Source organism: Enterobacter cloacae complex sp. 397G4 (assembly GCF_050031515.1).
Lineage (GTDB): Bacteria > Pseudomonadota > Gammaproteobacteria > Enterobacterales > Enterobacteriaceae > Enterobacter > Enterobacter hormaechei_C.
The window spans coordinates 1089398-1105330 of sequence record NZ_JBLGWE010000001.1 but is presented as its reverse complement, the minus strand read 5'-3'; the positions used below and the strand labels follow the sequence as shown (position 1 = coordinate 1105330).

At 58.5% G+C, this 15933-nt stretch carries 8 protein-coding genes and 1 pseudogene; 2 read left to right on the top strand and 7 right to left on the bottom strand.

Annotated features, from left to right (window positions below):
* Positions 1-48 precede the first annotated feature (48 nt).
* The 7 genes and pseudogenes from ACQG1Y_RS05230 to phoB all read right to left on the bottom strand — a co-directional run bounded on the left by ACQG1Y_RS05230 (position 49) and on the right by phoB (position 11297).
* A pseudogene (locus ACQG1Y_RS05230) lies at positions 49-1428 on the bottom strand (DUF3999 domain-containing protein).
* Positions 1425-4034 (bottom strand): DUF2339 domain-containing protein, encoded by a 2610-nt coding sequence (locus ACQG1Y_RS05225; protein ID WP_368740648.1) that lies wholly within the window; start codon positions 4032-4034, stop codon positions 1425-1427. The pseudogene ACQG1Y_RS05230 and the gene ACQG1Y_RS05225 overlap by 4 nt, the downstream one beginning before the upstream one ends.
* Positions 4035-4125: 91 nt before the next feature.
* Complete coding sequence (gene malZ / locus ACQG1Y_RS05220) at positions 4126-5943, bottom strand: maltodextrin glucosidase (protein ID WP_414234653.1); 1818 nt, start codon at positions 5941-5943, stop codon at positions 4126-4128.
* A gap of 163 nt (positions 5944-6106) precedes the next feature.
* Entirely contained in the window at positions 6107-7480 is a 1374-nt protein-coding gene (gene proY, locus ACQG1Y_RS05215; RefSeq protein ID WP_017383160.1) for a proline-specific permease ProY, read from the bottom strand.
* 81 nt (positions 7481-7561) lie between these two features.
* A complete protein-coding gene (brnQ, locus tag ACQG1Y_RS05210) occupies positions 7562-8881 on the bottom strand; it encodes a branched-chain amino acid transporter carrier protein BrnQ (RefSeq protein WP_003859118.1) in 1320 nt (439 codons plus the stop codon).
* Between the two features lie 409 nt (positions 8882-9290).
* Complete coding sequence (gene phoR, locus ACQG1Y_RS05205; protein ID WP_032647398.1) at positions 9291-10586, bottom strand: phosphate regulon sensor histidine kinase PhoR; 1296 nt, start codon at positions 10584-10586, stop codon at positions 9291-9293.
* 21 nt (positions 10587-10607) lie between these two features.
* Entirely contained in the window at positions 10608-11297 is a 690-nt protein-coding gene (gene phoB / locus ACQG1Y_RS05200) for a phosphate response regulator transcription factor PhoB (protein ID WP_003859122.1), read from the bottom strand.
* Positions 11298-11484: 187 nt separating this feature from the next.
* Here phoB and sbcD point away from each other — a divergent pair, with 187 nt between their 5' ends.
* The gene (sbcD, locus tag ACQG1Y_RS05195) at positions 11485-12690 is read left to right on the top strand and encodes an exonuclease subunit SbcD (RefSeq protein ID WP_368740646.1); all 1206 of its coding nucleotides are present in this window, start codon (positions 11485-11487) and stop codon (positions 12688-12690) included.
* On the top strand, positions 12687-15818 hold the full coding sequence (sbcC, locus tag ACQG1Y_RS05190; protein WP_368740645.1) for an exonuclease subunit SbcC: 3132 nt from the start codon (positions 12687-12689) through the stop codon (positions 15816-15818). Before sbcD ends, sbcC begins: the two co-directional genes overlap by 4 nt.
* The last annotated feature ends 115 nt before the right edge of the window (positions 15819-15933 follow it).

Here is a 15933-nt window from a genome sequence, read left to right as displayed (position 1 = left end):
TCGGCACGGTTTACGAAAAAACCCGCGAATACGCGGGTTTTTTTTGGCTTATGCTGCGCCGTCTTTTTTTACCTCGCGCCAGATGCGCCATGCCATACCCGCAAGCACCATCACCCCCGCAATCAGTACGCCCCAGACCATCAGCGTTTTCATTCTGCTTTCCTGCTCAGCCGCAGACGTCGCGGTTAAACGCGCCTCGCCACCCAGCGGGACAGGTTCCAGCGTATCCGCCATCGGCAGGGCTGCCAGATCGTAGGTTTTACGCAGTTCGGTCGGGATCAGCATATCCGTCTCCACGCTCGCCGGTTTCGCAGCCCCGTTCCCCCACGCGAGAAGGTACGGCCCCTTCCCCTGCGCGTTAAACACCAGATCGTAGCGCACGCGTTGCCCGGTCACGCCAGGCAGGTTCTCAGGCAAACGCGCATTGAGGGTCTTGATTTTTACCGCCTCGACCAGCCCGCCAGGGAGCGGAACAGGTTCAGACGTTTTGCCGCCGAGCTGGTAGATCACCTCTTTTTTCAGCGTATGCCACCGATCCTTATCCGCCTCCCGCCAGGCTATTTCTGCCGGGAGAACACCGTCGCCATTCAGCATGAAGCCGATCGCACTCAGAGGCTACGGATGTTTCCAGCGCCACACGGCTTCGCTTTCGGATAACCGCTCCCCCTCTCCCGCCAGGCTAATGTGCTCAGATTCCGGCTGTTCAGTCGCGTTAATCGCGTTGACGCCGGTTAACGTCAGGGCAGAACGCCCCGTGTTCAGCACCAGCAGCAGATAACGATTCGCCTCAGGCGATAACACCAGATCGGTATCGATGCGGTCGAGCTTCAGGCGATCCTGTCCACTCATCACGTCCAGCAGGGGCATCTCTTCGCGCAGGGTATACCAGTTTTTCAGATCCTCGCTGTAATAGACCGATGCCGTCCCCTGCCACGAGCCCTGCGGCGTGTCCCAGAAAAGCTGGAGCTGAGAGAGCGGAACCTCCGTCGCGTTTTCCGGCAGGGTCAGCAGATAGTGCTGTCCGGCAGCCGCCGCGTGTTGCCCTTCCAGCACAATTTCCACGCCGTTTCTGGCCCGTAGCATAATTTTATCGCCGCTGTCCTCTTCTCCGCCCGGCGAGGCGTTAAGCGCAAAGAGGCGCAGCGCCGTGGTGGTCGGTGCCGGCTGCGGACGCGTCGTGGTAACCAGGCTGAACGGTACCGGCTCGCCCGACTGATTAAACACGCGCACGTCGCGCAGATCGGGCGATGTGCTCTGCTGATAAACCGCCAGCGGCAGCATGACCCGATACCACGGCGAAGAGGCAGAGGTATCAAGGGACAGGCCATAGGCATAATCCCGCGGGGATTCCGCTGGCGCGCCCTCGCTGAATGCCGGACCGGCCACGGCCAGCAGTGCCGCACAAACAACCGCGTTCATCCATTTCATTTTTCTTCTCCTGCCTTAGGCGGTAGCGGCGAGAAATAGCCCACAATCAGGACCAGGATCGCCACGCCAATAAACGCGACGGCGCGCGCCAGGCCGCCACCGCCCGCGCTGTCCACCAGCATCAGTTTGAGCATGACCACCCCCAGTAGCGCCGCACCGCCAAGCCACTGCTGACGGGAGGCGTGACGGGTGGCGCGGATCATGACCACCAGCGCGCAGAACATCCAGAACAGTGCAAAAGTGGTCTGGATAAGCCGCGAATGCCACAACGACTCCCAATTCCAGGCCACCTCGCCGTACCACGCCAGCGCGCGCAGCAATGCGCCGTTAAGCCACCAGAAACCCAGGGCCATCAGCACAACGGCGGGCCACGGACGGGACTGCGCAAACGATGCCGGATAGTAGCGATCCACTTCCCGATAAAACACCACCAGCCCCAGCAGCGCGAACGCCGCCCCTTCCTCAAGCGGGTTCACCAGCGGCAGCCATGTCTGTTGATAGACCACACCGTCCTGCAAATTGGTCACGACCAGCAATACCACCAGCGCCACAACCACAGGGATCGCGGCAAGGCAGGCGTAGAGCGCAGGCCATACCCGGAACGGCCACCCGCGACGCCGTACAGCCGCGGAGAGCGCCATAATCACCCCACCGCCAACAGCCATCGCAATGCCGCTTCCCCAGGCCGCCATGCCCCACGGCAGGGAGCGGGCAAACCAGTAAAGCTCGGCGGCTATGGCGAGTAAAATCGTCCACCCCAGCGACAGATGCAGTCCCATTGAGATGCGCGGCAGAAGTTTATCTTCGTCGCGCCGCAGCAGCATCAGGGCGGCAGGCAGCGCAATAGCCCAGGCCAGATTTGCCCAGCCGGCCGCCAGGATTTGCTGTTGCCAGATCTGATACAGCACCATCAGCAGCATCACCGGCCACAGCAGCCATTTGCTGGCATCCAGCTCCCGCCACGCCAGACGAGCGGCAGCCTGCCGCCATCCCCAGGCCGACGCCGCCGTCAGCGCCATTACGCCTGCCAGAACCGATAACTCCTGCTTCAGGAACAGCTGCGACGCGCCCAGCAGCGCCACTAACCAGAACAGCAGCCCACCGGCCAGCAATGCCCAACTGCCCGGCTGTGCGATTTTCTGCCACAGCCAGGCCGCAGCCAGCCAGCAAAGACTGAGCACTGCGAAAATAAGCAGCAGGCTCAACGAGGTGACGCCGTCCATTTGCGCCCATATCGCGCTGCCGAGCGCCAGCACCAGCAGCGCCGTCCCGCTATAGCTCATGCGCCGCTGCTGCTGTTGCACGCCCAGCCAGAGAATACCCAGCCCTTCCAGCGCCCAGGCCATCGCCGTCCAGCGCGCTGAAAGCGCCAGCGGAATGGCAAGCGTGGCAAACCCGCCGCCGATCGCCAGCGCCGCCATAACCAGTGGCCGCCCGACAGACGGATAGCGTCGCAGTGCGAGAAACGCCAGTGAGAGATAAAACGCCCCATAGCCCAGCGCGCTGAGCGCCGGGCCGTACGTCCAGTGAGACGTCATGCCATACTGCATCCCAAAACCAATCAGCGGCGGAGCAAACAGCAGTGCGCCGTCAATAATCTGTTTGCCTTTTTCCTGCGCCCGCAGCGACAGCGCCACGCTAAACACGCCAAAAATAAGCGTATTGGCAATCAGGAACAGCTGACAGATAGCATAGTCTTCCGGCTGGTAGTCGCTCAGCCCCCATACCCCGCCAACGCCAAACGTGAAGAGCAGCCCGAGCAGGTTGAGCTCGCGCCAGTGCTGCCAGATGCTGATGGCGAGAATGCCGATGGAAAGCAGGAGATAGAAGGAGAACAGCGCCACAACGCTGCCGCCTCCGGTAGACAACAGCAGCGGCGCAAGGTATCCGCCGAGGCTCGCCAGCATGGCAAGGCTCAGCGCCTTTTGCAGCACGGCCAGCCCGACGCTCGCCGCGCAAATCACCACCAGCAGCGCAAACGCCAGCGTCATCGGCAGCATTTGCCACAGCCGGAATGCGCCAAAGACGGTCAGATAAAGCACGCCGGTCGCCCCGCCCTGGAGGATCAGCGCGTAGATCCGCTGCCTGTGCCGCAGCCGCCATCCAACGGCCAGCAGAACCATGGCAAACAGCGCCGTGGCGGCAAGACGCAGCTCAAGCGGAAACAGTGAATGTTCAACGGTATAGCGCAGCAGGAAAGAGAGGCCGAGGAAGAGCAGTACAATCCCCAGTTTTGCCAGCGGATTGCCCTGCATAAACCAGCGCGTCAGCGAGGACAGGATGCCGCCAAAGGCGGAAGGCCGTTTTGCCGCCGGTACAAGCGCTGGTTCTGCTTCAGTGACGGGCGGTTCGGGACGCCAGGGATCGACAGGTGCGGTAACGGCTTCTGCCACCGACGCTGGCGTCTCCACCGGCGCGGCGGTCTGCACCGGCTCCGGCGCTTTCTCAGTGACACCGCGCTGCTCAAGCGCCTCAATGCGCTGGCGAAGCCGGGCGATCTCCTGCCGCGCCGCCGTGCTTCGGTTAAAACCTAGCACCGCGAGCACGGGTGCCACGACCAGCGCAAAAACCAGGAACAAACAGCCAAGGATGTAAAGCTCGTCCATGTTTCCACCTTCACCGTAAACGATCCGCTAAGATTGACACAAATCGTTGCATTTGCGCCATCTTAAAAGGTGAAAACCATTCTGCCTGCGCTTAGCTGCCGAACCAGACCGCAGCGGAGATCGCGGGCAGCGTGAGCACGCTCTCATGGAACGTCGCTTTACCCTCTTTGATCTTCCACGTTTTACCGGCCAGCAGCGGTGAATCTTCCAGCACCACTTCACACGCCTCGCCCCGGTTGATCGCCACCAGCACGCGCTGCTGGTTATAGACGCGGACAAACACCACTACGTTATCGTGGGCGTACATCACCTGACAGCCCCCGTAGCGCAGGGCTTGACTCTGCCTGCGCAGCGTCGCCATACGCTGGTACAGGCTGAGCAGATCCTGATCCTGTTTTTCACTCTCCCACGGGAAGGTTTTACGGCAGAACGGATCGTTATTCCCCTCCAGCCCCACTTCATCGCCATAGTAGATGCAGGGTACGCCCGGCCAGGTAAAGAGCCAGGTCACCGCCAGCGGCAGACGCGCCACATCTTTACCCAGCAATGATTTAAAGCGCGCGGTATCATGGCTGTCGAGCTGGTTAAACATCCGCAGCTGCTGCTGATGCGACAGGCCAGCGCGATAGTTTTCCATCCACGCCATGCAGGTTTCGGCGTCGATATGCTGCGGATCGTAAGAGATATCGGTGTTAGCGAGGAAACCCCACAGCGGGAAGGTGAAGCCGCGATAGTTCATCGCCGCGTCTTCTGCATCAGCCTGCAACCACTGACGCGCGTCGCCAAAGTGCTCCCCGAAGACGAACGCTTCCGACCGGGCCGCTTTTGCCGACCGGGTAATGGCGGCGACATGTTGAAGGTTATTCCGCGCCCCGCCTGATTCACCCAGCATATGCACCACGTCCAGCCGCCAGCCGTCCATGTTCCACGGCGCTTTCAGCCAGTGGCGCACGATGCTGTCGTCGTCGCCGTAGATCTCATTCACCAGCGATGGCGACTGGAAATCGAGCTTCGGCAGGCTCGGGTAGCCCAGCCAGTCCAGGGCGCGGCCATTCTCATCAAAACTGTACCAGTCACGCTGCGGTGAGTCCGGATTATGGCATGCGCCGCTCATCGACTGATTATGACGGTCAAACCACGCGTGAGAATCACCGCTGTGATTGAACACGCCATCAAGGATCAGGCGCATACCCTCTTTTTGCGTGTTGTGCCGCAGCCGCAGCAGCGCCTCGTCACCGCCAAACTGCTCGTCAACGTGGCGATAATCCTGCGTATCGTATTTGTGCACGCTTGGCGCTTTAAACACCGGGTTCAGGTACAGCGCCGTCACGCCGAGCGTTTTCAGGTACGGCAGTTTTTCGCTGATACCGTCGAGATCGCCGCCGTAAAAGGTCGATCCCCCCGCCTGGGCGGTCAGCGGCTCGTCCCATTTTTTCAGAAGGATGTCGTGACCGACCGCATGATGGTAATAAACCTTGTCCTGATCGGCGTTGCGCTTTTCGCTGCGCGCAAAGCGGTCCGGGAAAATCTGGTAAAAGACCTGATCGTTAACCCACTGCGGGCCGTTATCCGGGTGATCCACGGCAAACTGCTCCAGCCGGGCCGGAGGAAAACGGCTGAAGCCCTGCGGGGTAAACCACAGCTGCCGGTTGTTCCACAGCAGCTTGAAGCCGTAGCGGCGACGCGGCTGCCCGCTGCGCAAATCGATATTTGCCCGCCACGCCGTGACGCCCGGCTGCGGCTGGCTGCGCACTTTGTGCATTTTCAGCGACGTTTCTTCGTTATCCACTTCGGCGCGCAGGGTCACACGTTCAGGCTGATTGTCCCCTGCCAGCCAGAGCGTAATCACAAGGTTGTCTTTGTTTTGCTTAACAAATGGGGCAACCGGAAGGTGCCAGGCGTTTAACATCACGAATCCCCTTTGATGAAATTGACGTCACCTTGCCACAGGGTGATTAAAGATAGCTCATCGTGTTCGGGATTATTGGGGGAGGAGAACGGAGGAGGAGATTTTTTCCAGGGCAAAAGGGAGTGTAGGCCGGGTAAGCGCAGCGCCACCCGGCATTTTTACCTTACTGTGCTTCCGCCAGCTGACGATCGCGGCGACATTTAAACATCCAGCCCACCAGCAGCAGGACGATCCACGCGAAGCCCACGTACAGGGAAATACGGGTATCCGGGTGATAACCAATCAGGCCAATGATGAAGACCAGGAAGATGAGACCGACAATGGTCGTTGGCACGCCGCCCGGCACTTTAAACTTCAGCGCTTTGGCCTCTTCTGGCGACAGGCGGCGACGGAACGCAATCTGCGACAGCAGGATCATGATCCACACCCACACCGTCGCAAAGGTCGCCAGTGACGCAATCACCAGGAAGACGTTCTCCGGCATGATGTAATTCAGGTAAACCGAGAACAGCAGCGCCACGGTCATGACCAGCACCGTTACCCACGGGGTGCCGCGACGCGACGTTTTGGCAAACACCTTCGGCGCACTGCCCTGCTCCGCCATGCCGTGCAGCATACGACCCACGCCGAACACGTCACTGTTGATGGCCGACAGCGAGGCGGTCAGTACCACAAAGTTGAGAATGCTGGCGGCAAACGCAATGCCCATATGCTGGAAAGTCAAGACAAACGGGCTGCCGTTGGTGCCCACCTGGTTCCACGGGTAGATGGACATAATCACAAACAACGTGCCCACGTAGAACACCAGGATACGCATCGGCACCGAGTTGATGGCGCGCGGAATGGACTTCTCCGGATCTTTCGCTTCCCCGGCGGTGATGCCGATAATCTCAATACCGCCATAGGCGAACATGACCATCTGGAGCGACATGACCATCCCGAGCCAGCCGTTGCTGAAGAAGCCGCCGTTGCTCCACAGGTTATGGATGCCGGTTGGCTGCCCACCGTTGCCGATACCCCAGATGATGATGCCGAAACCGGCGAGGATCATGATGATAATGGTCGCGACCTTGAAGAAGGAGAACCAGAACTCCAGCTCGCCAAACACCTTCACGCTCATCAGGTTGACGGCGCAGATGATCAGCACCACGCTCAGTACCCAGATCCAGTGCGGCACGGCGGGGAACCAGACCCCCATATAGATGCCAAACGCCGTCACATCGGCAATGGCGACAATCAGGATTTCAAAGCAGTAGGTCCAGCCGGTGATAAACCCGGCCAGCGGGCCTAAGTTTTCTTGTGCGTAGCGGGAGAAGGAACTGGCAGAGGGGTTGTGAACCGACATCTCCCCCAGCGCACGCATGATGATATAGGCCGCCACGCCGCCGATGATGTAGGCCAGCAGAACGCTTGGACCGGCCATTTTGATGGCATCTGCCGAGCCATAAAAAAGACCGGTGCCGATAGCCGAGCCCAGCGCCATAAAGCGGATGTGGCGGGTGCTCAATCCACGTTTAAGTTTGTTAGTGCTTTCCATTAAAATCTTGCCATTCAACACGAAAAAAACAAAAAACCACGGGGCCTTAAGCCCCGTGGTTAAACAATTTGTTGCCGTTGATTAATGGGCGTTGGATGTCACCTGACGCCCTGCCGCACGGTCCCAGATAATCGCCAGAACCAGCGCTACAACGGAAGGCATCAGCCAGGCCAGGCCCTGCTCGGACAGCGGCAGACGCTGTGTCCAGGCTGGCAGGATTTCTGCAAATGCTGATGCTTTGATCCCGTCAAGGATACCAAAAATCAGGCTGATAAACATGGCCGGCGCAATAATTCGCGTCGAGTTATGCCACCACGGGCGGGTGAAGCTCAGCACCACCAGCACGATACATGGCGGATAGATCGCCGTCAGCACCGGAATTGACACCTGAATCAGGTGGCTCAGACCGAGGTTTGACACCGCCATGGAGAAGATGCCGAGGATAAACACCAGCGTGCGGTAAGAGAGCGGCAGATACTGGGCGAAGAACTCCGCGCAGGCGCAGGTCAGACCCACCGCCGTCACCAGACAGGCCAGGAAAATCAGCGCCGCCAGCAGCATGCTGCCTGCACCACCAAAGGTATGCTGCACGTAAGCATGCAGGATCGCCGCGCCGTTTGCGCTCTGATCGACCAGCGTTGCGCTATCTGAACCCAGACGGAACAGCGCCAGATACAGCAGCGTCAGGCCGACACCGGCCATCAGGCCAGCCCAGATGGTGTAGCGAGTCAGCAGGCGCGCTTCGGTCACCCCGCGGGAACGCGCGGCGTTAACGATAACGATACCAAACACCATCGCACCGAGCGTATCCATTGTCAGATAGCCGTTCACGAAACCGTTTGAGAACGCCGCGTTCTGATAAGCGTCCATCGCGGAGCTGATGGGCCCCGCAGGCCAGACGATGGCCGCAACCGCCAGCACGATCAGCGCCACAATTTTCAGCGGAGCCAGGAAGTTACCCACGGTATCCAGCAGTTTGCCGGGATAGAGAGAAACCAGAATCACGATGGCGAAGTAAATGAGGCTGTAAATAAACAGCGGCATCGCGCCGTCACCGGTCAGCGGGGCGATACCCACTTCAAAGGAGACGGTCGCCGTACGTGGGGTCGCGAACAGCGGGCCAACGGCCAGATAGCAGACGGTTGCCAGCAGAACGCCAGCCACTTTGCCAATCGGGGTGCTGAGGCTGTCCACACCGCCACCGACTTTCGCCAGCGCGATAACGGTCAGTACCGGCAGGCCCACGGCAGTAAGCAGGAAGCCAAACGCAGCCGTCCAGACGTGTTCACCCGCCTGTAAGCCAACCATTGGAGGAAAAATGATGTTACCTGCGCCAACGAACAGCGCAAATGTCATAAAGCCCAGCGCGATAATGTCACGCGATTTCAAGTGATGGGTCATAAAACCTTACTGCCTGTGGATGTGGTGTTGAATACGTTGAGATTTTCGCCATCCCTCACGGGACGATACAGCGGAAAATTTGCTCAATTTCAGCGGGATATGCTCCCGTCCTGGCGTGGCGAAGAATAGTTTTTCGATTTACCACGCAAATACAGTCGGTCTGACAGTATATGGGGGGCAATTTAAACGCTTATAACGTTTAAAGGCAAGAAGGGATCGTAAAACCAGAACAATATGCCAGCATGAAAATTCAGACCAAAATAATATGCCATGTATAAGAAAAACTCATGGCTAATCATGCGAACAAAAAAGCACCAGCCGTATAATATTCATCCGCGTTTCGCTTGACTGCAAAGCAAACGGGCCAGCAATCGCTGGCCCGTGGAAAGGTAGCCTGACACATCTGCCGTCAGGCGCTTTTTTTGGCAATTAATCGTTCCGGAATCACGAAGCTAAAGCGCGTGCCCTTACCCAGGGTGCTTTCGATATTGAGCCGGCTTTCGTGGTGGCTGACGGCATGCTTCACAATTGCCAGTCCCAGTCCGCTCCCGCCGGTCTGCCGCGAGCGCGCCTTATCCACCCGGTAGAATCGTTCGGTGAGACGCGGGAGGTGCTCGGGCCCGATCCCCGGCCCGTTGTCCTCGACGCTAAACTCAGCGCCCGCCGGGGTATGCTGCCAGCTCACCGCGATATGCGTCCCTTTCGGGGTATGATTCACGGCGTTATAGACCAGGTTTGAGATAGCGCTTCGCAGCTCATCTTCACTGCCGAGCACTTTCAGCGTGTTATCAACGTCAAAACTCAGGGTGTGCTGATTATGACTCAGCGTTTGGGCTTCGCGCTCCACCACCCGCAACATCATCGGCACATCAATGATGTCGTTTAGCGCCAGCGACGGGGCAGCCTCAATCTTTGAAAGCGTCAGCAGCTGTTTGACCAGCCCTTCCATGCGGAACGTCTGCTCCCGCATGGTATGCAGTGCTTTCTCACGCGGCGCCCCCTCAAGCGTTTGCTCCTGCATCATCTCCAGGTAGCCCTGAAGCACCGTCAACGGCGTACGCAGCTCGTGGCTGACGTTGGCAAAGAAGTTACGTCTCGCGCCCTCAAGCTGGTGCATCTGGGTAACGTCCCGCGCTACCATCAGCCACTGCCGATCGCTGTAGGGCATCACGCGGATTTCCAGATGGCGACCGTTATTGAGCTTCAGATTGTGCGGGCGCGAAAAATCCCGCTTTTTCAGATACAGCGTGAACTCGGGATAACGCAGAAGGTTCAGGATGTTCTGACCATTATCATCCGGCCAGCGCAGGCCCAGCAGCTGTTGCGCGAGGCCATTACACCAGAAGATTGTCCCTTCTTCTGTCGTCAGGATCACCGCGTCCGGCAGCGACTCCGCACCGCTACGAAAGCGTTTGATCAGGCTTCCCAGCTCACGACGGCGCTTTTTGTTACGCATCTGCATCTGGTGCAGGCCGTAGAGTAGCGGTTCCCAGCTCCCGCTTCCCGGCGGGGGTGTCATACTTCTGTCGACCCACAGCCACCAGGAGAGACGCAGTAAATTCCAGAAATGCCAGACGAGCAATCCCGTCACGGCCACCAGTAAAAACCACGGCAGATAGCCAAAGATAGCCCCCAGAATGAGGGCCGGAATACAACATAAGATCAGTTCAAAGACGAGCCTTTTCCATGACAGACGTTCCAGCACGCGTCACACTCCTGTCATTGTTCAGAAACGGGTCGAGAAACGATAACCCGTGCCGCGGACCGTCTGTACCATGCGATCGTGGCCGCTCAGTTCCAGTGCTTTACGCAGGCGGCGAATATGGACGTCAACCGTTCGGTCTTCGACATAGACGTTAGTTCCCCAGACGTTATTCAGCAACTGTTCGCGGCTGTAAACGCGCTCCGGGTGGGTCATAAAGAAGTGCAGGAGTTTAAATTCGGTCGGTCCCATATCGAGGGGATTTTCACCGGTCATGACCCGGTGTGAGGTAGGATCCAGGCTCAGCCCCTGCATCTCAATCACCTCTTCCACCGCCATCGGTGAAATACGGCGCATCACGGCTTTGATACGCGCCACCAGCTCTTTCGGGGAGAACGGTTTAGTGATGTAATCGTCCGCGCCGGTTTCCAGACCGCGCACGCGATCCTCTTCCTCGCCGCGCGCCGTCAGCATTACCACCGGGATATCGCGGGTCATCGCCTCGCGTTTGATATGCTTGATAAACTGCAATCCGGAACCGCCAGGCAGCATCCAGTCCAGCAGGATCAGATCGGGCCAGGGTTCATTCAGCTGGTTCACCGCGCTGTCATAATCTTCCGCTTCAACCGGCTGGAAGCCATTTTGTTCAAGCACGAAGCACACCATTTCACGGATCGGAGCTTCATCTTCTACGACCAGAATACGTCTCGCCATACTTTGCCCTGTCTTATCGTATTTAAGTTACAAGTCTGTAATGCGGCGTCATTATGCGTCAGATTTATGACAGATTTATGAAAAACATTACCACTATAAATAGCAAACTGTTGTTTTATTACAGCGGTTATTTTCCGTTCCCCGAACGTTTATAATCCTGCTTTCTTATTATTGCCACGGATCTTTTATGCGCATACTTCACACCTCAGACTGGCACCTGGGTCAAAATTTTTACAGCAAAAGCCGCGCCGCGGAACATGAAGCGTTCCTGAACTGGCTGCTGGAGATGGCTCAGGCTCACGAGGTGGACGCGATTATTGTGGCGGGCGACATTTTTGATACCGGATCGCCGCCGAGCTATGCGCGTGAGCTGTACAACCGTTTTGTGGTCAACCTCCAGCAAACCGGTTGTCACCTTGTGATTGTCGCCGGAAACCATGACTCGGTGGCGACGCTGAATGAATCCCGCGATATTCTGGCGTTCCTCAATACCACCGTGGTGGCCAGCGCCGGACACGCGCCGCAGATCCTGAAAAAACGCGACGGCACGCCGGGCGCAGTGCTGTGCCCAATTCCGTTTTTACGCCCGCGCGATATCGTGCAAAGCCAGGCAGGTCTGTCCGGCAGCGAAAAACAGCAGCATCTGTTGCAGGCCATCACCCGCTATTATCACCAGCAACATACGGAAGCCTGCGCCCTGCGCGGCGATCAGGCCATTCCGATCATTGCCACCGGGCACCTCACCACCGTCGGAGCCAGTAAGAGTGATGCGGTGCGCGAGATCTATATCGGTACGCTGGACGCGTTCCCGGCGCAAAACTTCCCCCCCGCCGACTACATTGCCCTCGGGCATATTCACCGGGCGCAGATCATCGGCGGCTGCGAGCATATCCGCTACTGCGGCTCGCCCATTTCGCTCAGTTTTGACGAAACGGGCAAGGCCAAATCCGCGCATCTGGTGAGCTTCACCGGAGGCAAACTCAGCGCCGTTGAGACGCTTGAGGTGCCGGTCACCCAGCCGCTGGCGGTGCTGAAAGGCGATCTGGCCGCCATTACCGCTCAGCTTGAGCAGTGGCGCGGCGCAGCGCTTAATCCCCCCGTCTGGCTCGATATCGAAATCACCACCGACGACTACCTGTACGATATGCAGCGTAAAATACAGACGCTGACGGAAGACCTTCCCGTGGAGGTGCTGCTGGTACGCCGCAGCCGCGAGCAGCGCGAGAAAATACTGCTCAACGCCCAGCGTGAAACGCTTAGCGAACTTCGGGTTGAAGAGGTGTTCGCGCGGCGGCTTGCGCATGAAGAGGTGGACGAGGCCAGACGCACCAGGCTTAACGAGCTGTTTGCCCAGACCCTGCATTCCCTCCATGACGAGGACGAAAACGCATGAAAATTCTGAGCCTGCGCCTGAAAAATCTGAATTCGCTAAAGGGTGAGTGGAAAATTGATTTCACCGCGGAGCCGTTCGCCAGCAACGGACTGTTTGCCATCACCGGCGCAACCGGCGCGGGTAAAACCACGCTGCTGGATGCCATCTGCCTGGCGCTTTACCACGAAACGCCGCGTCTTAATAAGGTCTCTCAGGCGCAAAACGACCTGATGACGCGCGATACCGCCGAATGCCTGGCGGAAGTAGAATTTGAGGTCAAAGGCGTTGCTTATCGCGCTTTCTGGAGCCAGAACCGCGCCCGCAACCAGCCGGACGGGAACTTACAGGCACCGCGCGTTGAGCTGGCCCGCTGCGAAGACGGCAAAATTCTGGCCGACAAAGTCACGGATAAGCTGGAACAAACCGCCGCGCTTACCGGGCTGGACTATGGTCGCTTTACCCGTTCGATGTTGCTCTCTCAGGGGCAGTTTGCCGCCTTCCTGAATGCTAAACCGAGCGATCGCGCAGAGCTGCTGGAAGAACTGACCGGCACGGAAATTTACGGCCAGATTTCCGCCATGGTTTTCGAAAAACACAAAGCGGCACGTAACGCGCTGGAGATGTGCGAAGCGCAGGCCGCAGGGGTTGTGCTGCTGAGCGAGGAACAGCAGCAGCACTTGCAGCAAAGTTTGCAGGCACTTACTGACGAAGAAAAAGTCCTGCTGGCACAGCAGCAAAGCCAACAGAAAGATTTTCAGTGGCTTACGCGTAACGACGAACTGATACGTGAGCAGCAGCGTGCAGCTGCTTCGCAGCAGCAGGCGCAACAGGCTCTGACGGACGCCGCGCCCCAACTGGCGAAGCTCAAGCTGGCGCAGCCCGCCGCCCAGCTACGTCCGCTATGGGAGTATCAGCAAGAGCAGACCACCCGCCTGGCGCAGACAACAGAGCGAATTGTTGAAGTAAATACTCGCTTACTCGACAGAGCAGCGCAGCGCTCGCGTATTCGCAACGGTGCACTGCGCAACCGTGAACAGTTGCAGACAGAGCACAAGGTACTGACGCAGTGGCTGACCGAACACGATCGTTTCCGTCAGTGGGGGCAGGAAATTGCCGGCTGGCGGGCGCATTTTACGCAACTGGGTCGCGATAAAAATCAGCTTGTTGCCCAGTCAGCGCGCATGGCTGAGCTTCGTCAGAAGCTGGCTGAGATGCCTGAAAGTAGGTTGACGCTGACGGCTGAGGATCTCGCGACGGCAATGGAGCAACAGGCACAGTCGCGGGCGCTCCGCCAGCGTCTGACAGCGCTTCACGCTCGCTTTCAGCCGCTGCAAAAACGGCTGCGCCAGAATGCGGAAAACGTGCAGAAAGCGCAGGCTGAGCAGGCTAAGCTCAATGAAACGCTGATCCTGCGGCGTCAGCAGTTCAAAGAGAAAAATCAGCACTATGCCGACCTGAAAGCGCTCTGTGAGCGTGAGGCGACAATCAAGGATCTTGAGAACTATCGTGCACAGCTCGAAGCGGGTAAGCCTTGCCCGCTCTGCGGTTCACGCGAACACCCGGCAGTTGTGCAGTATCAGGCGCTTGAACTGACTGACAATCAGCGCCGCCGCGACGCGCTGGAGAAAGAGGTTGCTGCGCTAAAAGAGGAAGGATTGCTGGTGCTCGCGCAGGTGAATGCGCTGACCCAGCAGATCCAGCGCGAGACAGAGGAAGCACAGGCTCTCTCTGAGGAAGAGCAAGCACTCACTAAAGAGTGGCTGGAGGTCTGCGCCTCCCTGAACATAGCGCTGAATATTCAGGATGATATTGCCCCCTGGATGAGCGAACAGGAACAGTATGAACGCCAGCTGTATCAGCTCAGCCAGCGTCTGACGCTGCAAAACCAGCTCAATGAACAGGAAGGTCAGGCGCGCCAGTACCAGCAGCAGCTGACGGCGACGCGTCAGGCGCTGGCGGCCTCGTTACAATCGCTGTCGCTTAGCGTGCCCGATGAAGGGGCTGAAAGCGCCTGGCTGAGCGCGCGCGAAAGCGAATATACCCTGTGGCAGGAAAAACAGGCCCAGCACGGTACAATTCAGGAAGGTATTAACGCCCTGATGCCCATTCTGGAGACGCTGCCGGTTACCAATGATGCAGAAGCCGACGCGGTTATCCCTGAGAACTGGCGCGGCATCCACGACGAATGCGTGTCGCTGCAAAGTCAGCTCACCACCCTACAGCAACAGGAGACGCTTGAGCGTGAACGGCTCCAGCAATCACAGGCTCAGTTCAACGCCGCGCTGACCGCGAGCTGCTTTGCCGATCGGGACGCATTTCTCTCCGCCCTGCTGGATGAAACGTCGATCCGCCAGCTTGAACAACAAAAGCAGACGCTGGAAAACCAGCTCCAGCAGGCCACGGCGCTTTCGGTGCAGGCAAGCCAGCAGCTTCAGGCGCATCAGGCACAGCGCCCCGAGGGGCTGGAAACCGATGCCGCAACGCTTAAGGCGCAGTTACACCAGCTGGCGCAACAGCTTCGGGACAACACCACGCATCAGGGGGAGATCCGCCAGCAGCTCAAACAGGACGCCGATAACCGTCTGCACCAGCAGGCGCTTATGCAGCGGATTGAGGAGGCGGCGCGTCAGGCCGACGACTGGGGCTATCTCAACGCGCTGATAGGCTCCAGCACCGGCGATAAATTCCGTAAATTCGCTCAGGGGCTGACGCTGGATAATCTGGTGTGGCTTGCCAACCAGCAGCTCAACCGTCTGCATGGCCGCTATCTGCTTCAGCGTAAAGCCAGCGACGCGCTGGAGCTGGAAGTGGTCGATACCTGGCAGGCCGATGCGGTACGCGATACCCGTACCCTTTCCGGCGGGGAGAGTTTCCTGGTCAGTCTGGCGCTGGCTTTAGCGCTTTCCGATCTGGTCAGTCACAAAACGCGCATTGACTCGCTGTTCCTGGATGAAGGATTCGGCACGCTCGACAGCGAAACGCTGGACACCGCGCTGGACGCGCTCGACGCGCTGAACGCCACCGGGAAAACTATCGGCGTGATCAGCCACGTAGAGGCAATGAAAGAGCGCATTCCGGTGCAGATCAAAGTGAAGAAGATCAACGGGCTGGGATATAGCAGGCTGGATAAGGTGTTTGCGGTGGAATAAATGGGGGGCGGTGCGGTCTGGTGCCCTCACCCTGGCCCTCTCCCTGTGGGCTGAGAGTTCCCCACAAAATAATGCCTGCACAGACGGCCCCCTCTCCCTTGAGGGAGAGGGCTGG